The 19,386-nt window shown below is 41.5% G+C and carries 14 protein-coding genes; 4 read left to right on the top strand and 10 right to left on the bottom strand.

The annotated features are described in order from the left end of the window. The first annotated feature begins 72 nt into the window (after window positions 1-72). Window positions 73-540, top strand: a complete 468-nt coding sequence (locus F1E73_RS07135; protein ID WP_086477516.1) for a CBS domain-containing protein — start codon at window positions 73-75, stop codon at window positions 538-540. Window positions 541-623: 83 nt separating this feature from the next. On the opposite strand, the gene F1E73_RS07130 is transcribed toward F1E73_RS07135, so the two are convergent. The 3 genes from F1E73_RS07130 to F1E73_RS07120 form a co-directional block, all read right to left on the bottom strand. Beyond that, entirely contained in the window at window positions 624-974 is a 351-nt protein-coding gene (locus tag F1E73_RS07130; protein WP_086477515.1) for a hypothetical protein, read from the bottom strand. Between the two features lie 127 nt (window positions 975-1,101). After that, window positions 1,102-1,674, bottom strand: coding sequence for a pentapeptide repeat-containing protein (locus tag F1E73_RS07125; RefSeq protein ID WP_150451523.1), 573 nt, complete (start codon window positions 1,672-1,674; stop codon window positions 1,102-1,104). A 218-nt stretch (window positions 1,675-1,892) separates the two neighbouring features. Further along, window positions 1,893-3,503, bottom strand: coding sequence for a M60 family metallopeptidase (locus tag F1E73_RS07120; protein WP_150451522.1), 1,611 nt, complete (start codon window positions 3,501-3,503; stop codon window positions 1,893-1,895). 496 nt (window positions 3,504-3,999) lie between these two features. Between F1E73_RS07120 and F1E73_RS07115 the strand changes: the two genes are divergently transcribed. Next, window positions 4,000-4,332 (top strand): single-stranded DNA-binding protein, encoded by a 333-nt coding sequence (locus tag F1E73_RS07115; RefSeq protein ID WP_086477512.1) that lies wholly within the window; start codon window positions 4,000-4,002, stop codon window positions 4,330-4,332. 296 nt (window positions 4,333-4,628) lie between these two features. Here F1E73_RS07115 and F1E73_RS07110 read toward each other — a convergent pair whose 3' ends face one another. From F1E73_RS07110 to F1E73_RS07090, 5 genes are all read right to left on the bottom strand, one after another. Then, window positions 4,629-4,841 carry a hypothetical protein gene (locus tag F1E73_RS07110; protein WP_086477511.1) on the bottom strand — a complete coding sequence of 71 codons (213 nt, stop codon included), beginning with the start codon at window positions 4,839-4,841 and terminating at the stop codon, window positions 4,629-4,631. Window positions 4,842-5,047: 206 nt separating this feature from the next. Beyond that, entirely contained in the window at window positions 5,048-7,174 is a 2,127-nt protein-coding gene (locus F1E73_RS07105; protein ID WP_150451521.1) for a Tex family protein, read from the bottom strand. A 344-nt stretch (window positions 7,175-7,518) separates the two neighbouring features. Further along, complete coding sequence (gene metG / locus F1E73_RS07100) at window positions 7,519-9,597, bottom strand: methionine--tRNA ligase (RefSeq protein ID WP_150451520.1); 2,079 nt, start codon at window positions 9,595-9,597, stop codon at window positions 7,519-7,521. Between the two features lie 120 nt (window positions 9,598-9,717). Next, the gene (locus F1E73_RS07095; protein ID WP_150451519.1) at window positions 9,718-11,418 is read right to left on the bottom strand and encodes a DUF1501 domain-containing protein; all 1,701 of its coding nucleotides are present in this window, start codon (window positions 11,416-11,418) and stop codon (window positions 9,718-9,720) included. A 10-nt stretch (window positions 11,419-11,428) separates the two neighbouring features. Further along, entirely contained in the window at window positions 11,429-12,937 is a 1,509-nt protein-coding gene (locus F1E73_RS07090; RefSeq protein ID WP_150451518.1) for a DUF1800 domain-containing protein, read from the bottom strand. 190 nt (window positions 12,938-13,127) lie between these two features. Between F1E73_RS07090 and F1E73_RS07085 the strand changes: the two genes are divergently transcribed. Both F1E73_RS07085 and F1E73_RS07080 read left to right on the top strand, forming a co-directional pair. After that, window positions 13,128-13,487, top strand: a complete 360-nt coding sequence (locus F1E73_RS07085; RefSeq protein WP_086477507.1) for a YraN family protein — start codon at window positions 13,128-13,130, stop codon at window positions 13,485-13,487. 51 nt (window positions 13,488-13,538) lie between these two features. Next, complete coding sequence (locus F1E73_RS07080; protein ID WP_086477506.1) at window positions 13,539-14,198, top strand: aspartate kinase; 660 nt, start codon at window positions 13,539-13,541, stop codon at window positions 14,196-14,198. Between the two features lie 397 nt (window positions 14,199-14,595). Here F1E73_RS07080 and F1E73_RS07075 read toward each other — a convergent pair whose 3' ends face one another. Continuing rightward, window positions 14,596-15,927: a TlpA family protein disulfide reductase gene (locus tag F1E73_RS07075; protein ID WP_150451517.1), complete on the bottom strand. Its 1,332-nt coding sequence runs from the start codon at window positions 15,925-15,927 to the stop codon at window positions 14,596-14,598. A gap of 13 nt (window positions 15,928-15,940) precedes the next feature. Then, window positions 15,941-19,336 carry a transcription-repair coupling factor gene (gene mfd, locus F1E73_RS07070; protein ID WP_150451516.1) on the bottom strand — a complete coding sequence of 1,132 codons (3,396 nt, stop codon included), beginning with the start codon at window positions 19,334-19,336 and terminating at the stop codon, window positions 15,941-15,943. Window positions 19,337-19,386 lie beyond the last annotated feature (50 nt).

Here is a 19,386-nt window from a genome sequence, read left to right as displayed (position 1 = left end):
GGTGAATCTTCCTGTTTGTTGTGTATTTGTCGTTAAAAAGCTATATTTAATGTCAACCTAAAACTTTGTATTATGGCTATAAAGAACTTTCAAGGGGTCCGGAGACCTGTAAAACAGGCATTTGAGGCTCCTATTTTGGTAGCGGATTATATGTCTAAAAAATTGGTGACTTTTTCACCAGATCAATCCATCTTAGAGGTCATGGAGGATTTTGCCAAACACCATATTTCTGGGGGACCTGTAATTGATAAGGACGGCTGCTTGGTGGGTATTATTTCTGAGGCCGATTGTATGAAGGAAATCTCGGAAAGCCGTTATTTTAATCAACCGATTATGGATAAAAGGGTAGAGCGATTTATGAGCAAGAACGTGGAGACTATTGCCCATGACACCACCATTTTTGACGCTGCCGGAATTTTTGTGGCACACAATAGAAGGAGGTTGCCGGTAATGGAAAACAATAGGCTAGTGGGGCAGATAAGTAGAAAAGATATAGTGATCGCTGCTTTGAGGCTAAGCGGGCAAAATTGGAAATATTAGAACGTGCAGTTTTTGTTTACGGGGAAATTGGAGTTGGTAAACGGTTCCTATTGTTGCTACTTCCAAGATGCTAGAGGGGAGTGTTATTCGCGTTTTACAATCATATAATAATCATTGTCCAAAGGCAGGTAGCCCAAGTCGTATACAAAATAGTACGTAGTTCCTTTTTTGGTGGTGTACAGGTTGGTTAGGTATTCAAAATCGAACCCCTTATCCATTAGGCGGGTTTTTGTAGTCTTGGTTTTTCCGTCTTTAAGGGGAAAACTGTCCAATATCCTATAGTTCTTACGCAAGCGGTTATTAATATTACGCACCAAATTTTTACTGTCCTTGTTTAGTTTGTTGTTGTAGGAATTCCTGCAGTAGTCCGAACAGTACTTTTTATCGATGCGTCCTACTATTTTCTCCCCGCATTCCAGACATTTTTTTTCCATTTGCCACTATTTAAAAGTTAGGAGGGTTGGTTTTGGTTGTTTTTTGTGGTTGAATTTCCAAATCGCTATCCCAATATAGTGAAAATGCAGCATAGAGGGTTGGTACTCCCAAATGAAGGGTGTTTGCCTAGCTAATATCCAAATCGTATTTAGTTAAGAGACCCAATGCACCTTCTCTTGAAAACTTAGCCTTTTTTAGTTTGTTGTTTTCTGGGTCGATGTTAATATGGATAGTAGAACGGAAATCGGTTTTTAATAAGACCGAATTCATAAAAATAGCCTTCTGAAGGTCGCACTTATCAAATTGTGCATTGGAGAGATCGGCATTTGTAAAATCGGCCTGATGCAGCATACAATCTCTAAATATAGTTTGCTTGATGCTTAAGCCGTAAAAGGAGGACAGGTTAAGGTTGCAGCCCACAAATTGAAACGAGAGTAAAAATGGGTTACAGGCGTCAAAGTTGACTCCTAGCATTTTACAATGTTCAAATTCGGTTTCCTTTAAAGTGGTGTTTTTAAGGTCTACATTACTGAGGTCGCAGGCTATAAAGGTGCTTTCCATAAAGGAAATATTGGCAAGGCTGGCCTTGGAAAAGGTACAAGAATCAAACACACAGTGCTCGTACTCGCCTTTCGGTAGTTTGTTTATGGTGAAATCTACATTTTTGAAGGTTTGGTCTACTATAAAGGGATTGTTCATTACAGATAAGCTTAATTTAATGTTGTAGCGTGTGTTGCCTTTTAAGGTAGTGGGGGTTGTTAGGAATGTTATGCCTTGCCTTTCTTACAAAGTTATGGCATTCGTACGAGTTTTCTGTTTTACCATTTCCGTATAACCTATTTAAAATAAAAAAAGTTGGCCGCCCCGGTAAGGGGACCAACTTTTTTAGGGTTTTAATTATTAGAAAATCCTTTTCCTTACGGAACCTCTTGGGGTTGTACATCTTCTAGGGTGCTAATATCTATTTTGGGCTTTGGGAGGTTCATGGCTTTGATGGCTGCCTTGCATTCGTCTACCATTTCTTGGGTCATCTTATAGCTATAGTTTCCATAGTCATTATAATCAAACTCGCCCACATGGAAGAAACCGTATTTGTCAAAAAATTCGGTCAGGTCTATTCTACTCACTTCCGAGGCTGTTTTAACAAAGTTGAGCTGGTATTTAGCGGGATTGTTACCACGGTCTCCCCAACCACCAGAATGCCGAGGATTGCTGCTTTTTTGTCTACTTTCCTCACCTTGTTGGCGGAATGCTTCAAAAAGGTCTGGATAAAAATCGGGATTTTCCCCAATGCCCGAGAAGTACAATTGTAGTTGCCAAAAGGGAACTACTCGGTTAAACACATCCCCATCCTGGAGGTAACTTATTTTACCGTCAATAATGCTTTCCCTTGCCTTTGAATAATTGTTTTGAGCAGAAATCCTACTTTTATTCCCAAAGGAGGTAGTGACATAGAGAGAGAATACGTTGTTACTCACTTCCCCAAGTCCGCCCCAATTAAAATGCGGACGTACTTGGTGTACGTGACCTACTTCATGACTAAAGCCCCAGCAGGGATCACCTTTAATTACACTACTCGGATCTACCACCATGGACATGGCGTTTCCAGGATCTGTCCCCATATAGGCCACGCCGTCCTTATCCCTAAACATATAGTAATTATAGTTTACACGTGCTAGAATTCTATTTTTGGGAACCTTATTGTATTTAATCAGCCCCAAGAGTCGGTGTTGTCTATACACCAGGGTGTCGTAATTATTGATTAACTCCAAGCCCCTGTTGTAAGCATACTTTTTAATAGCTTCTGCAGGGTAGGCAATTTGGATGTGCTTTCCCCGTGCATCCACAATAGGGTAAATGGCATTATCTACCAGGGAATTCCAATCAGTATCCGTATCAGTGGCGCTATCAAAATAACCGTTCACCGCAGCAGCTGGGAAGTGTACTTGGATGGTAGGCTCTTTTTCGGGTTGTTCAGAAAAATAATCGATATAGGCCAATCCATCAAAGTCGGCAATAGTAATTAGGTTAACACCATTTTGTAATTTAAATTTTTTCTTTTGGATTCCCCATCCTGCGGGATCCTTGGTGGGGTCTATACCTTCTGGGGCTCTGCGGTTCCAGTTTACAACTACTACACTAACCTCGGTGTTGTTTTCAATGCCGTCTGCCAGCACAAGGTGTTCCCCAATAGGTAGATAGATGCCCGTTATATTTTCATACTTGCTGTAGCCATCCCCAATCATTAGTTGCTGACCTAAGACTTTAGGGGAGAGATATGCTTTATACTGGGCCATTCTAAAATTAGAATCGTAGGAATTGGCATTTAGGGCAGTAGCCACTTCCCGTAACTGCTTGTTCTTTATGTTGGCTATATCCTTTTTCTTCACCTTTTTCCTGAGGGATAGGGCCATGGGCGTTTCAAATACCGAGAGGTCCTGGTAGATGGAGGCTATTTCTGTAGCAGATTGACTATAGCCTGCAATAAAAATGGAACAAAAGAGAAGGGAAATGAAATGTTTTTTCATGCGTATTTATTTTGAATTTAAAGGTTTGGAGTTCCGTTTTTTTATGAATTAATAAACAAAGCAATGTAATGAGTAAGTGATGCCAATGGTATGCTGACACTGAACCTGCTTCTTTTATCTATAATTCTATTTTTAATTGATGCAACTGATGTTGACATTCTTTTATTAGTCGTTCCACTGGTATTTTAAGTTGGTTGATGAAAATTCAACAAGGGGCAAGATACTAATTATTAAAGATATAATTAGCCCCCAAGGAGCTTGTAATTAGGGGATACATATAGTTTGATGGATTATATAAACAAGGAGTGAGTGTGGAGAAGAGACAGAGGAAATCTCCTCTAGACGCTAGGCTGATTTAGGATTTTATAGATACGTGTAAACGACTACAAATGTTTACAAGCGAAATTAAGTAGTTATCAACCGACTAGCCCTTGCTTCTGGGATTAGGTTTGTGGTATCAAAAAATCTTAACTGTTTAACATTAAATCTTTTTATTATGAACGCACTTAGAAACAAAGTACAGTTGATTGGAAACTTGGGGAACGACCCAGAGATTATTAATTTGGATGGAGGTGGCAAACTGGCCAAGTTCTCCATCGCCACTAATGAGATTTATAAGAATTCCAAAGGGGAGAAGGTAACCGATACCCAGTGGCATAATGTGGTGGCCTGGGGTAAAACCGCAGAGATTGTGGAAAGTTATTTAAACAAAGGCAAGGAAGTGGCCATAGAGGGAAAGCTTACCACAAAAAGCTATGAAACCAAAGAGGGAGAGAAGCGTTATGTTACGGAAATACGATGTAACGAGCTTCTGATGTTGGGGAAATAAGGTAGGCTTATTTATAAGATAAAGACCTGTTGTTTGTAGCAACAGGTCTTTATGTATTACGTAAGTTATCTTGTTAGTAATGAACGAGGTATAAAACCACAGCTATATGGTAGCGTAGCGGTTACACTTAGAACCCTCTTCAAGGGAGCGAAAATGTCATCGGAAAAAGGGAGAATGGTTCGGTGAAGTAACCACGATAAAATCTGACAGTTAAGAATTATATTTAAAGAGTGAAAACAACAAATATTAATCCTTAAAACTGTCAGACGAAATCGTAGCTATTACAGTTCAGGTGTTTACGCCACCTTTTTATCCATCAAATCAAAACATGGGCAGCGTTTGCATCGTTTGGATTCGGATTTTAGATACTTTTCACAGCATTTAGTCTTGCAACCAGGAGGAGCTAATGCTTTAAGGAGTTTTTTCTGCTCCTTTTTAGCCGCTTTTTTCAGCTTCTTATGCTTCTTCTTGTCGTCTTTTTTTTTGTCTTCTTTTTTCTTTTTACCCACAGTAGTTCTGTATTACCATGGCAAAAGTATTTATTTTAAATGAATCTAAATAAGATAAAATGTTAAAGTTGATACCTATGATGGATAGCAAACTGCAGGGGCCAATTGTCTGACATTCAGTTTAAAGAAGAGGTGTTTGCAAGGTATTGATCTTGCGGTGGCTTGGCCTCCCAACTCCTTATTATGATAGTGAAATATGGGGATATCTACTTTTTGTGCAAGGCCAATTGGATGCGTTTTCTAGGGATATCTACCTCCAGTACCTTCACTATTATTTGTTGGTGCAGGCTTACATGTTCGTTAACATCCTTTACAAAACTGTCCGAAAGATTAGAGATATGGATTAATCCGCTCTCTTTAATTCCAATATCTACAAAGCAACCAAAGTTGGTGATATTGTTTACAATTCCGGGGAGTAGTTGCCCCTCTCTAAGATCGGAGATGCTCCGTATGTTTTGGTCAAAGGTGAAAACCTTTGCTTTTTCACGAACGTCTAGGCCAGGCTTCTCCAATTCCTTAATAATATCTTCCAAGGTGGGTAAGCCTACTGTATCCGTACAGTATTTTTGTAGATCAATTTTTTTAATGACTTCTTTATTGCCAATAATATCTGTAAGGGCAATATTTTGGTCTTTCACCATTTGCTTCACTATGGAATAGCTCTCTGGGTGTACTGCAGAATCGTCCAAGGGGTTTTTTGCTTTTTTAATCCGTAAAAAAGCAGCTCCTTGTTCAAAGGCTTTTGGTCCTAATCGGGGTACTTTTTTTATCTCAGACCTACTTGTGAACGGGCCATTTTCATTGCGATACGCCACAATGTTTTCTGCTAGCTTTGGTCCTATACCGGATACATAGCTCAGTAGGGGAACACTGGCGGTGTTTATATTAACCCCAACGGTATTCACACAGCTTTCTACTACCATGTCCAAGGAGTCTTTTAATAGGGTTTGGTCCACGTCGTGTTGGTATTGGCCAACGCCAATAGACTTTGGATCTATTTTTACTAATTCTGCTAAGGGATCACCTAGGCGGCGGCCAATAGATACCGCCCCACGTACGGTAACATCATAATTAGGGAATTCGTCCCTAGCAATTTTTGAGGCAGAATAAATGGAGGCACCCGCTTCGCTAACCACAAATACTTCTATGTTGTTTTTAAACTGAATTCGTTTTATTAGTTGCTCTGTTTCCCTAGAGGCGGTTCCATTGCCAATGGCAATGGCTTCTATTTTGTAGGCATCTGCCAAGGAGCTTATTTTTTTTATGGCACCAATGCTGTCATTTTTTGGAGCATGGGGATAAATGGTTTCGTTGTGTTCCAATTCTCCTTGGGCACTAAGGCACACCACCTTACAGCCAGTTCTAAATCCTGGGTCTATGGCCAATATCCTTTTTTCACCCAAAGGGGATCCAAGCAGTAGTTGCCTTAAGTTTTTGGAAAACACCAGGATAGCAGCTTCATCGGCTTTGGTTTTGGCAACTTTAAGGGTTTCTTTGGAAAGGGAGGGGTATAATAATCGCTTGTACGAATCTTCTATAGCTAATTGAAGTTGTGGGGTGCAAGCGTTATTAGAGCGTATAATTCTGTTGGCTATGTTAGAGATGGCCCTATCGTGGTCTATGTCTATTTTTACGCGTATAATACCTTCATTCTCTGCGCGCAGTATGGCCAAAAGTCGGTGAGACGGACATCGGTTTAATGATTCGCTCCAATCAAAATAATCCCTGTATTTCTGTGCTTTTTCGTCTTCTTTCTTGGTGGATATTACCTTCGTGGTAAGTTGTGCATGCCGTTCCAATTGGTTCCTAAGCAAATTTCTAATATCGGTACGTTCGTTAATCCATTCAGCAATGATATGGCGCGCCCCTTCCAGCGCCTCGTCTTCCGAGGGAACGGTATCGCTGAGGTATTTGGAGGCCTCATACTCCAATTCATCGGACCGCTGTGCCATCATGATTTTTGCCAAAGGCTCCAATCCATTTTTTATGGCTGTCTCCGCCTTGGTCTTCCGCTTTTTCTTAAAGGGGAGGTAGAGGTCTTCTAGGGTAACTAGGTCTTCTGCTTTTTTAATGTTTTGTTCCAAATCCTTGGAAAGGGAACCTTGCTCCTCAATAGATTTTAGAATGGCCGCCTTTCTTTTATCCAAGGCTTCAAACTGCGCTTTGTATTGTACGATCTCACCTACCTGTACTTCGTCCAAATTCCCTGTTCTTTCCTTACGGTACCGGGAAATAAAGGGGACGGTACAGTCCTCATTCAATAAGTCAACCGTGTTTTCCACGCTTTTAATGGGTAATTGAGTGTGTTTGGTAATATAGGAGATCAAATTCATGAGGTATGGTAATTTTTAGGGGTACGGTGGGAACACCGTTCAGGGTTGTCTAATTAGGAATTATATGTTGAAAGACGATTTCGAATTTAAGTTGTCCAACGTTTCCCGGATCGAGCGCAGTCGAGGTTTTTCAGGTCTCGCTTCCACTTAACCGGACAGTGTTCACATTTGTGTGCTTATTGGGTCTCGACTGTGCATCATCGGACTGCTTGCATTTGTTGTTCTTCCGATGTCGACTACGCATAATCAGGTATTATTTACCACTGGTTTTTATTAGATCTCAACTGCGCATTGCCAAAAGCATGCAATGCCATAGCTGAGATGCTCTTCCTTTTATCGGCAACTTAATTAATGGTCTCCCCGTTAGCTACATCGTCTTCATCGGGATTCACAAATACCAATTTTCCGTCTTTGTTTTCGGTCATGAGGATCATTCCCTCGCTTTCTACTCCTCGTAGGGCCCTAGGGGCTAAGTTGACCAAAACGGTTACTTTTTTTCCCACGATTTCTTCGGCTTTAAAACTCTCTGCTATACCAGAAACAATGGTTCTGACGTCTAGTCCGGTATCTACCTTTAAGACCAAAAGCTTCTTGGCTTTTGGCATTTTGGCAGCTTCTATAATGGTGCCCACCCTCATATCCAGTTTGGAAAAATCGTCAAAGGTGATGGTGTCTTTTTGTGGGCTTACATCCTTGTTCATTTGTTCGTTTGCTTTCTTGGTGGCTTCCAATTTGTTTAATTGTGCCTCTATGGTCTTGTCCTCAATTTTACTGAATAAAAGTTCAGCCTTATTTATTTGGTGTCCGGAGGGTAATAGGACATCGCGCTGGCCAACGGCCTCCCATTTTAATGCCGATTCTAGCTTTTCTGTTGCCAACATAGTGTTCAGTTTCTGCGCTGTAAAAGGTAAAAATGGTTCGCTTAAAACGGCTAGTGCAGAAGAAATTTGAAGGGCTACGAACATAATGGTCTTTACGCGCTCCTCATCTTGTTTAATTACTTTCCAAGGCTCTTCATCGGCCAAGTATTTGTTGCCTAAACGTGCCAAGTTCATCACCTCCTGGCCTGCCTCTCGGAAGCGATACCTTTCTATAGAGCTGGCAATTATTTCTGGGAATTTCTTTACTTCTTCCAAGGTTTGTTTATCCACTTCGCTAAATTCGCCAGGACTGGGAACCAACCCATTGTAATACTTGTTGGTAAGTACTACCACACGATTGATGAAATTTCCATAAATGGCAACCAGTTCATTATTGTTCCTTGCCTGGAAATCTTTCCAGGTAAAATCGTTGTCCTTGGTTTCCGGGGCATTGGCCGTTAAGCTGTAACGAAGCACGTCTTGCATATCCGGGAAATCTTCCAAGTACTCATGCAACCATACGGCCCAATTCTTGGAAGTGGACAATTTATTGCCTTCCAGGTTTAAGAATTCATTGGCGGGAACATTTTCTGGTAGTATAAAATCGCCATGCGCTTTTAACATACACGGAAAAATAATACAGTGAAAAACTATATTGTCTTTCCCTATAAAATGAACCATTTTGGTATCCTTATCCTTCCAATAGGGCTCCCAGTCTTTCCCTTCTCGTTGGGCCCATTCTTTGGTAGAGGAAATATATCCGATGGGTGCATCAAACCAAACGTACAGCACCTTTCCTTCGCCGCCAGGAACCGGAACTGGAATTCCCCAGTCCAAATCCCTTGTTACGGCCCTAGGCTTTAGTCCCTCATCTATCCAAGACTTGCACTGGCCATAGACATTCGGTTTCCAATCGCTCTTGTGATCCTTGAGAATCCATTCCCTTAAAAATGCTTCATGCTTATCTAAGGGTAAAAACCAGTGTTTGGTCTTTTTTAAGGTAGGAACGGCGCCAGAGAGGGTCGATTTTGGGTTTATGAGATCGGTGGCGTTTAAAGAAGTTCCACAGTTTTCACACTGATCTCCATAGGCTTCTTCATGACCACATTTTGGGCAGGTCCCGGTAACAAAACGGTCTGCTAAAAACTGTTGTGCCTCTTCATCGTATAATTGGTCGGTAGACTCCTCTATAAAATCGCCTTTTTCGTATAGCTTAGTGAAGAAGTCGGAGGCTGTTTCATGGTGAATGTTTGCCGAGGTTCGGGAGTAGTTGTCAAACGTAATTCCAAAATCGGCAAAGGATTGTTTAATAATACCGTGGTATTTATCGATGATATTTTGTGGCGATACTCCTTCTTTTTTTGCCTTCATGGATATAGCCACCCCATGCTCATCACTGCCACATACAAATGCCACATCGTTTCCGGTGGATCTTAGGTATCTGGTGTAAATATCGGCAGGTACATACACCCCGGCTAAATGTCCAATATGAATGGGGCCGTTGGTGTAGGGTAGTGCGGCGGTAATAGTATATCTTGCAGGCTTATGTTGGTTTTGTGACATCACTGTATAATTAGGCTGCAAAAATAAAGATTTTTGCTTGGAGGTGGGGCATTCTACCAAAAAATAAGCCTAGGAGGTGCAAATGGGATTGGGCTTCCCATTAAAGGTTTCTTTTGCCGCTTATGCTACCATGATGGACTTACTAAGTTTTTGGTCTTGTACCTGAATCTGGTAGATGTATTTCCCGGAACCAATGTGCATGGGGAGTTGCTCTCTAATATTAATTTCGGTGACACCTTGCGGCATCATCCCATTATAGACTATTCCCAGGTGTTGCCCCATAATGTTGAATAATCGGATATCCACTTCTGCGCTAAAGGGCATTTCCACATGGAGGTGTGGGGTTTGGTCCGTGGGGTAAAAGGGTTTGTGTATTATACTGTTTGCCAATTCCACATCGGGTACGGTACCGTCTGGATCTGGTGTTGGCGGGGGATTGGGTTGCCCATTGTCCACGGTAATATCCGGGAATTCCGTGCCACTGCAATTAAAGCCTAAATTTACGGGAGCGTAGGGATGGTTTAATAGGTGTTGTTCTACAAGGGGGATGGGGACGCAAAGCCACTCTGCCATAACCGTAGCATAGAGATCCCTAAAATCCATGGTGAACTCCAAATTTCCCCGTCCGTCTGGGTCATCCAAGGCAGGATGATCGCCCACAAAAGCACTGCCATTTAACCCAGATCCGAAGAAAAGGGTGGGGGCTGCCTTCCCGTGGTCGGTGCCATTGGAACCGTTCTCATAAATACGCCTTCCAAATTCTGAAAAGGTCATTCCCAATACCTGTTTTTCCTGTTGGGAATATGCCAGGTCTTGATAGAAATTATTGACGGCTATAGATAGGTTAGACATCAGTTGTTCGTGCACTAGAGGCTGATTCCCATGGGTGTCAAATCCGCCCATGCTTACCATATATACCTTGGTGCCCAAATTTCCTTTTATGAGTCGCGCCAAGAGCGCCAATTGTCTTGCAAATCCGTTTTTTTGATAGGTTACCTCATTTTTACCACGGGCATACGCTTCATGGATTTTTCCCGAATACTCATAGGTGGTATTGGCAGTACCTCTTAAAAACTTTAATTGGTCCCCGTACATACAGGGGTCAAATAGGCTTTCGTCTAAACTGTATTGCGAACCAGTGGCGGCAATTTGTTCTAACTGATCTACGTTGGAGGTAACAAAGGCATAGTTGGTCTCTTCCCCTTGGAAGACTAGATTACCATAGTTACCTATTTGAATGGCCGCTGGAGCATCTGGAGGGTTTACCAAATAATCTGGATAGCGATTCTCAAAATGTCTTCCCATCCAGCCAGTATTCAGTCTATTAAAGCCGGTGGAGGTTAGATCGCAATTGGCAAATATATCCGAACCCGTAAAATGAGATAGATTTTGATTTTGGTAGCCTACCCCATGTACTGCCTTAAACTGGCCTTCACCCCACATGGATTCTAAGGATTTCATATACGTTGGGACTCCAAATTCATCTGTTAACCGTACTATCTTACTCTCTGGGATGTAAATATTGGGCCGTGCATTAGCATAAATATCGTATTGGGAAATGGGAATAATGGTATTAAGGCCATCATTGCCCCCTGCGAGTCGGATTAGCAATAGGATATTGTCTGTTTCCGCTGCAGCAATGGCTGCGGTTAGCGGGGATAGGGCCGAGGCAGTGAGTAAATTACTTCCCAGCATTAGGGTGCCAGACCCGGCAATACCCAATGTCTGTAGGAAAGAGCGTCTGCTCCAGTATTCGTGCTCTAGATCGTGACTGTCTTCCTGGGCGCCATTTTTGTGGTGATGGGTGGGCGTGTTGCTCATAATGCCTAGATTATTTTAGTTGAAATTCGGGTTGTCTTACCAAGTGTAATAGCAGAAAATATACCTGCGAGGGCACTTCAGGACTTACGCTCAATATCCAATAGCCATTCCCTCCTTCAATAAAATCCGCCCCATAGTAATTATCTGGGACCTCCTCAATCATAAATACATCCATAGCATTGTTGAAATCTTGCTCTGTAAGTAGTCCTTTGGGTAGTATTTTATTCACAATTGCCTCTACTACAATTCTTGGGTTACTGGTGTTTCGGTTATTCTCCCCAACTGCGGCCATTGCAAAATCCCTAAACTCTTCCTGTTGGGCACCATAAAATTTTTGTAGTACCATCTCACTGGTCAGCCACCTGCCAATCATAAAATTGGTGTTGATCCACGTTCGGTTGCGTTGCCAGCCATTTACATCGTAGGGGTTAAAGACCTCCTGACCCAGTAACCTACATGCTTCTTCAACGGTGCTTAGCATGGAATCGTCATAGGAAAAACTGGTTTCGTTCATCAAATTAAGGAACATATCGAATGGACTCTTTATGATCACTCCTAGGGCGTTTTCATCGAAGAAATGCTGACTTTTAAAAAGTTGACTTACTACTGGAGCCAATTCAAAATTATTGGTAATGAAGGTGGCAGAGAGTCCATTTATAATGGATTGTGCATTGGTAGCCTCATCGGTAACATCTGGATGAATAAAAAACTCGTATAGCTTCTTGCATATAAAATAGCCTATTTCATTGGCTCTTTCCTCAAAAAGGATATCCAGCACATCGTCATAGCCCCAATTACCCGTTCTACCGAAAATAGTTTTCTGATCGTTATTAAATTTGGAGGCATCAAAAGTAACCTTGGTACAGCCAATTTCTCCGCGATTCACATAGCCAGTTAGGGCTTTGGCGGTTTCTATAATGTCTTCTTCAGTATAGCCGTTTCCTTCGCCCATCGTAAATAATTCGAACAATTCTCGGGCATAATTCTCGTTGGGATTGTTCCCGTTACTATAGGCTCCATCCAAGTAATAGAGCATGGCACTGCTAAGTCCAATTTCGTGTACCATGGTCTTAAAGTTTCCTAAGGCATTTCGCTGTAGGCAATCTATATATTCATATAAAAATTGGTTACACCTGTAGACCTCCAATTGCGTTACCAAATGATTACTCCAGAAAAAACTGAGTCGGTCCCTAAGATTGTTATTTAAAAGCGCATCGGTATAAGCAATGCGCCACGTTGCTTCTTGGGTCCTTTTAATTTCATTGCTCTCATCCCTGTCTGCGGGATAATTACTGTTGTTCCAATTGGCCCAAGGCGGAGCGGGCAAAGGGGGCATGTTTTGGGCTTCGGCAATTAAATTGTTCACCAAGGTATTTGCAGTTTGCCCCGTAGCCTGATCTATGGTCTGGACTGAAGCGCTAAATCCCAAGCGCCTATATAAATGGGCAACCCTGGAAGAATCCAAGGGAGGGGTGTAGGGCGTTAGGGGAGAGGTGTTGCAGTTTATAAAATAATCCATGGGTAGTACTGCATTTTACGGGTTGTTGATAGGGGTTATTGGGATAACGTTTTATTTTCCAGCAAAGTATGTGCTTCCTAGTAAACTCGTTATAACACCAATTGTAATACGTGCTAACGGTAGCTTTGGATCTTTGCAAGCCGTGTTTTCTACAAGATTCCCTTTATTTTTATAGTATCTTTAGTGTTATATGGCAAAGCACAACGAATTTGGGGCGAAAGGAGAGAAATTGGCGGAGGCGTACCTTTTAAAGAAAGGATACCGAATTGTCCATAAAAACTATCGGTATCAAAAAGCCGAAATTGATATTATTGCCCGGAAGGGCGATTTGTTGGTTGTGGTAGAAGTGAAGTCGAGAAGTTCCGAATATTGGCAGGATATTGCAGCTACTATAACCGATAAGAAAATCAAGTTATTGGTGAAGGCGGCAAATCATTATGTAGTTAGTAAAGATTTGGATGTGGAGGTAAGATTTGATATTGTGACAGTGCTTAAGGAAGGCCCTAATTTTAAGGTAGATCACTGGGAAAATGCCTTTTATCATTTCTAAACATTTGTTTTATTTGTAACAATTTGTTAATTTTACAGAAATTTTGATAAAATGAGAACTATTTCAGCGGTTGTAGAGGATTATATTAAGAAAAAACCATTCCTGCAAAGTGCGTTGGCTCAGGGAATTATAAATCTCACCTCCTTGTCTAGGATTGTAAAGCCCGAGATAGAGATGGAATTGGGAAAGGATATTAGAAACGGAGCTATCGTAATGGCTTTAAAACGACTTTCCGATGATCTTGAATTTCGTGCGACTCATAAAATTATTAAAGTTCTAAAAAATATTGGGGAGATAACCGTTCGCTCCTCCTTAACGGATTTTACATTTTTAATTTCCGATAGCATTTTAGAAAACCAAACTGCTTTATTGAAAGAGATCAACAAGAACAAGGACGTTTTCTATACTTCTTCTAGGGGGGTAAACGAAATGAACATTGTGGTGAGCAATAGTTTGGATGCTGCTGTAGAGGAATTGTTTAAGCAGGAAAAATGCACCCAAAAGGCCGAACACCTTTCCTCCATTACGGTAAAGCTGCCCTCAGAGAATGTTTCCGTACCCGGTATTTATTATTTCATTTTTCAGCGCTTGGCTTGGGAGGGGATTGTGTTGTACGAAGTGATCTCTACCACCAATGAGTTTACTATTATCGTAAATGATGAGCAGGTAGATGTAGCCTTTAGAACCATTAAGGATTTAAAGACCTTGTAAGGTGTTGATGTAGCATTGAGCTAATGTACCAATTAGATAATGTAGCAATGAGCTAATGTATCAATGTACCAATTAGATAATGTAGCAATGAGCTAATGTACCAATTAAATAATGTAGCAATTGGTTAATGTAGCAATGTAGCAATGTGCCAATTAAATAATGTAGCAATTGGTTAATGTAGCAATGTAGCAATGTGCCAATGAAATAATGCAATCCTGTAACAATGCATTCATTTGGCGCTGTGTTACTATATAGGTGGGGTAATTCTATCTACTACAGCCTTAAAAACTATGCGTAGAGGCTTGGTTTACCGAGCTTTTATAATAATCCAACCTCTATTTATGGCAGTAAATCCCTAGGTACTATCCGCAGAGTAGGGGTTCTTGATTGCACTAAATTAGTACTGTTCTTTTAAAAATTGAACCACCTCTTCATAATTTCCTGGCTTGGCAAGAATCCGTTTTTCCGCATCCAAAATTAAGTAGGTAGGGGTTTGATAAATATCGTAGGTTTTTACGTAGGGACTTTCCCATTTTCCCAGAGAGATCCCGTGAATGAAGTCGGGTAATCTAGAAGCTTCCATTTTCCAATTTTCCGGATCATTTTCCAGTCCTATAGCTAGTACTTTGGCGGAGGAAAAAGCTTTCATTTCTTGCTGTAATTTTGGGAGCTGGGTGGTGCAATGGGAGCATTCACTGCTCCAAAATACCAAAACGTAGTATTCGTTCCCAGACAATTCGCTCAGCTTATAGGATGTTCCTTCCCCATTCCATGCTACTTCCGGGGCAACAGCACCTATCTGCAATCGGTTGTGGGTGGCTATTTTCTGGATAAGGCCTGTGTTGTTGGTCGCTTTCGCCAATGGCTGTAAATACGCACTGTAGATATACTGGGCAGTGGGGTTCAGCTGGTTTTTTACCGCTATATCCCACAGTTTATCCATTATTTGAGTCGCAAATTCGGGATCTACCGTATCCAACATGGCAGCAACACGATCTATATTTTGCTGTAATTCCAATGCTACCTTATCCATAGACAGGGATTGGGTGGAGAACGTGTTAAACACATAGTTTGTAACCTTATTTACAAGAAAACTAGATCCTTGGAGTACCGGGTCTTTAAAATCTATGGCGTCAAAATAATGTTTCTTTTTATGGATAAGATATTTTTCTCTGTGCTGGTACTCCTTAGGGATATAAGGCTGGTTGGCTTTCACAAACCGTTCTGTCATAAGTCCTTTAGCCTGTTGTTCATACGATAGCTGAATACCTCTAAGTTGCTTAAAATGTTCCTCAATCATATCTTGATTGGGACGGTTGCTGGCATATAGTTGGTCTATTAGATACTCCAATTCATTTACCTGATTAAAGTAATTATAGTAGATAATGTTTTCTTGGGAGGCCTGGAATTCCAAGCCTGTTTCCAGATCAAAGGAAAGTACAATATCTTCCTTGCCGTTGTAGATTAGATCGAAGTAAAATTGGTCCTGAGGAATGGCGTAAACAATGCGATACATTCCTGTGGGGGAGTTTTCAGGGATTTCCAATTTAAATGCGCCATTTGTAATAGCGGCATCCGCAATATAAGATTGATCGGTTGCATTTATTTTATAGGCAATTAACCATTTTAGGTCTTCTGCCGGCGCCATATTCCCCGAAATACTATGTTGGGCCTGGAGGTTGAAGGCCAAGATGATTCCCAAAAATAGCAAGGTGTTCTTTATTGTCATAATGGAGTAGGTGTTAGGTAGATTCCACTTTAGAAGTTAGTTGCGCAGGGGCAAGCTGCTGCATGGCTCTATAGGCCTTATCCAAGGATTTAATATCATTGAACACCAACAAAAGTCGCAGTCCTTTACGGGTTTCTTTTTCCTTAAGCTTGGCTAGTTTAGGATTGCTTTGGATAAATTGTAAAACCGTAGTGAACTGTTTGCTTTGATAGAATTTGGATTGCTGATCGGCAATGAAATACCCTATCATCTTCCCCTTTTTCATTACAATTTTCTCTAAGCCTATGCCATTGGCAATCCATTTAATGCGAACCGAGTTTAATAGGTCTACTGCTTGGGTGGGCAGTTCCCCAAAGCGATCTATAAGGTGCGATTCAAATTTCTGCAGGGCTTCTTCTTCCTTAATTTGGTTGAGTTCTGTATACAGATTAAGGCGTTCGGTTATATTATTGATGTAATCGTCTGGGAATAATAATTCTAGGTCTGTGTCTATTTGGGTGTCCTTTACAAAAACAGTGGGCTTTCCTTCCACTTCTTCGTAGAGTTTCTTAAATTCATTCTCCTTTAACTCATCAATGGCCTCAGACAATATTTTTTGGTAGGTATCAAACCCAATATCGTTGATAAACCCACTCTGTTCGCCTCCCAAAAGGTCACCGGCTCCCCTAATTTCTAAATCTTTCATGGCAATATTAAAGCCACTTCCCAGCTCTGTGAATTGCTCCAAGGCCTCAATTCGCTTTCGGGCATCGTTAGTCATAACCTCATAGGGTGGGGTAATAAAGTAACAGAAGGCTTTTTTATTGCTTCGGCCTACACGTCCCCGCATTTGGTGTAGGTCGCTCAGTCCAAAATTATTGGCATTGTTAATAAAGATGGTATTGGCATTGGTAACATCCAAACCGCTTTCTACGATGGTAGTGGATACCAGTACATCAAACTCCCCATTAATAAAGGCCAACATAAGGGCTTCTAGCTTTTTACCCTCCATTTGCCCATGACCAATTCCTATTTTGGCATCTGGAACCAAACGCTGAATCATTCCCGCTACTTCCTGGATGTTCTCTACCCTATTATGAATAAAATAAACCTGACCGCCACGTTGAATTTCATAGGAAATAGCATCCCTGATTAATTCTTCATTAAAACGGATAACCTCACTTTGTATCGGATACCTGTTTGGAGGGGCCGTATTAATTACAGAAAGGTCCCTTGCAGCCATAAGGCTAAATTGCAACGTCCTAGGAATGGGGGTTGCCGTTAAGGTAAGCACATCTACATCTTCCTTTATAGCTTTGAGCTTGTCTTTTACGGATACGCCAAATTTCTGTTCCTCATCTACGATCAGTAGCCCAAGGTCTTTAAACTTAACGTTTTTATTCACCAATTGGTGGGTGCCAATAATGATATCTACTTTTCCAGCTTCCAAATCCTCCAAGGTTTGTTTCCTTTCCTTGGCGCTCCTAAAGCGGTTGAGGTAGCTAATGGAAACGGGCATCTCTTTTAGGCGTTCCGAAAAGGTTCGGTGATGTTGAAATGCCAAAATAGTGGTGGGTACTAGTACGGCTACCTGCTTGCCGTTATCCACTGCTTTGAATGCGGCACGGATGGCCACCTCGGTCTTTCCAAAACCTACATCCCCACAAACAAGTCGGTCCATAGGCCGATCGCTTTCCATGTCTTTTTTAATGTCCTCGGTAGACTTGCTCTGGTCTGGGGTGTCCTCGTAGATAAAAGAAGCTTCCAATTCGTGTTGGAGGTAACTGTCCGGACCGTATTGAAATCCTTTTTTAGCGCGACGTTTTGCATAAAGTTGGATAAGGTCAAAAGCAATCTTCTTTACGCGCGATTTAGCCTTGTCCTTAACTTTTTTCCATGCCCCGGACCCTAGCTTGTATATTTTTGGGGGTGAGCCGTCCTTGCCGTTAAATTTGGAGATTTTGTGTAAGGAGTGAATACTCACATATAGGATATCGCGTTCCCCGTACATCAGTTTTATAGCCTCCTGCATCTTGCCTTCCACATCTATTTTTTGGAGTCCGCCAAATTTTCCGATACCGTGGTCTATATGGGTTACATAGTCCCCTACCTCCAATTTGTTCAGGTCTTTTAGGGTAATGGCCTGTTTCTTGGCGTAACCGTTTTTTAGGTGGAATTTATGGTAGCGCTCAAAAATCTGATGATCTGTATAACAGGCAATTTTTAAGTCCTTATCTACAAATCCTTGGTACAGCGGGGAGACAATTGTTTTGTAATGTACTTCCTTATCCACCTCGTCAAAAATGTCATGGAAACGTTGGGCCTGCTGCTCTGTGGCACAAAAGAGGTAATTTATATACCCATTTTTGTGGTTCTGGTTGAGGTTGTCTATTAAAAGATCAAACTTTTTATTGAAGGAAGGTTGGGGTTGGGTATTAAAAAGTATGGTTTCCCCCGTATTGGAATCCTTGTTTCCGTCTATTTCAAATACGCTAAAATCTTCCAATTGTTCCCTAATGGTATCAGCATTGGCAAATAGCTCTAAGGGCTCTGCCCGCCTAATTTCTTTGGATAATTTGGCGAAGGCCTCTTTGGCCTTTTCATAAAAATCGTCCAACCTGTGGTAAAGATGGTGGAGGTTTTTGCTGAAGATAAGGGTGTTGGGGGCAATGTACTTAAGAATGCTCTCCCTGCTTTCGTCCAAAAACTTATGCTCTACATTGGGGATAATAGTGATCTTCTTTACCTTTTGGTTAGAGAGCTGTGATTCTACATCAAAAGTTCGGATACTATCAACTTCGTCCCCAAAAAACTCGATACGGTAGGGTTCATCGTGGGAGAAGGAAAACACGTCCATAATTCCTCCTCTGAGTGAAAATTCACCTGGTTCGGTCACGAAATCCACCCGTTTAAATTGGTATTCGAACAACACCTCATTTAAAAAATCGAGCGAAAGGGTGTCCCCCAATTTAATTTTTAAGGTGTTTTTTTCCAGCTCCCTACGGGTGACTACTTTTTCGAATAGGGCATCGGGATAGGTAACGATAATAGCCGGTTTCTTTCTGGAGTTGATGCGGTTTAGAACCTCTGCCCGCAACAATACATTGGCGTTATCCGTTTCCTCTATTTGATAGGGCCTTCTATAGCTTCCCGGGTAGAAGAGGACATCCTTTTCCCCAATAAGTTGCTCCAAATCGTTTAAATAATAGGCGGCTTCCTCCTTATCGGATAGAACAAAGAGAAAGGGCGAAGATGCTTTTTGGAAAGCTTCTGCGACTACAAAGGACAGGGAAGAGCCCACCAAGCCCTTAATATTGGTCACGGAAGCGGGGTCCTTTGTCGTTTTATTTTGAGAATTGGCAATGGAATTCTGCAGTTTTCGCAGTTGCGGAGACTGTGCAAACAGTGGTGGCAGGATAGATTTTGTCAACCGTAAAATTTTTTACAAATATAACTCCAACAAGGGGTGAATCCCAAGTT

This window comes from Arenibacter lacus (assembly GCF_008711145.1).
Classification (GTDB): domain Bacteria; phylum Bacteroidota; class Bacteroidia; order Flavobacteriales; family Flavobacteriaceae; genus Arenibacter; species Arenibacter amylolyticus.
The sequence above is the reverse complement of the archived record's forward strand: the minus strand, read 5'-3'. Positions and strand labels throughout refer to the sequence as shown.

Excerpts from the sequence above, each read along its gene's own strand:
- F1E73_RS07090 (WP_150451518.1), bottom strand. The coding sequence starts at position 12,937 with ATGGATTATTTTATAAACTGCAACACCTCTCCCCTAACGCCCTACACC.
- F1E73_RS07115 (WP_086477512.1), top strand. The coding sequence starts at position 4,000 with ATGAACGCACTTAGAAACAAAGTACAGTTGATTGGAAACTTGGGGAAC.
- F1E73_RS07075 (WP_150451517.1), bottom strand. The coding sequence starts at position 15,927 with ATGACAATAAAGAACACCTTGCTATTTTTGGGAATCATCTTGGCCTTC.
- F1E73_RS07135 (WP_086477516.1), top strand. The coding sequence starts at position 73 with ATGGCTATAAAGAACTTTCAAGGGGTCCGGAGACCTGTAAAACAGGCA.
- F1E73_RS07120 (WP_150451522.1), bottom strand. The coding sequence starts at position 3,503 with ATGAAAAAACATTTCATTTCCCTTCTCTTTTGTTCCATTTTTATTGCA.
- F1E73_RS07080 (WP_086477506.1), top strand. The coding sequence starts at position 13,539 with ATGAGAACTATTTCAGCGGTTGTAGAGGATTATATTAAGAAAAAACCA.
- metG (WP_150451520.1), bottom strand. The coding sequence starts at position 9,597 with ATGTCACAAAACCAACATAAGCCTGCAAGATATACTATTACCGCCGCA.
- F1E73_RS07130 (WP_086477515.1), bottom strand. The coding sequence starts at position 974 with ATGGAAAAAAAATGTCTGGAATGCGGGGAGAAAATAGTAGGACGCATC.
- F1E73_RS07095 (WP_150451519.1), bottom strand. The coding sequence starts at position 11,418 with ATGAGCAACACGCCCACCCATCACCACAAAAATGGCGCCCAGGAAGAC.
- F1E73_RS07125 (WP_150451523.1), bottom strand. The coding sequence starts at position 1,674 with ATGAACAATCCCTTTATAGTAGACCAAACCTTCAAAAATGTAGATTTC.
- F1E73_RS07105 (WP_150451521.1), bottom strand. The coding sequence starts at position 7,174 with ATGAATTTGATCTCCTATATTACCAAACACACTCAATTACCCATTAAA.
- F1E73_RS07085 (WP_086477507.1), top strand. The coding sequence starts at position 13,128 with ATGGCAAAGCACAACGAATTTGGGGCGAAAGGAGAGAAATTGGCGGAG.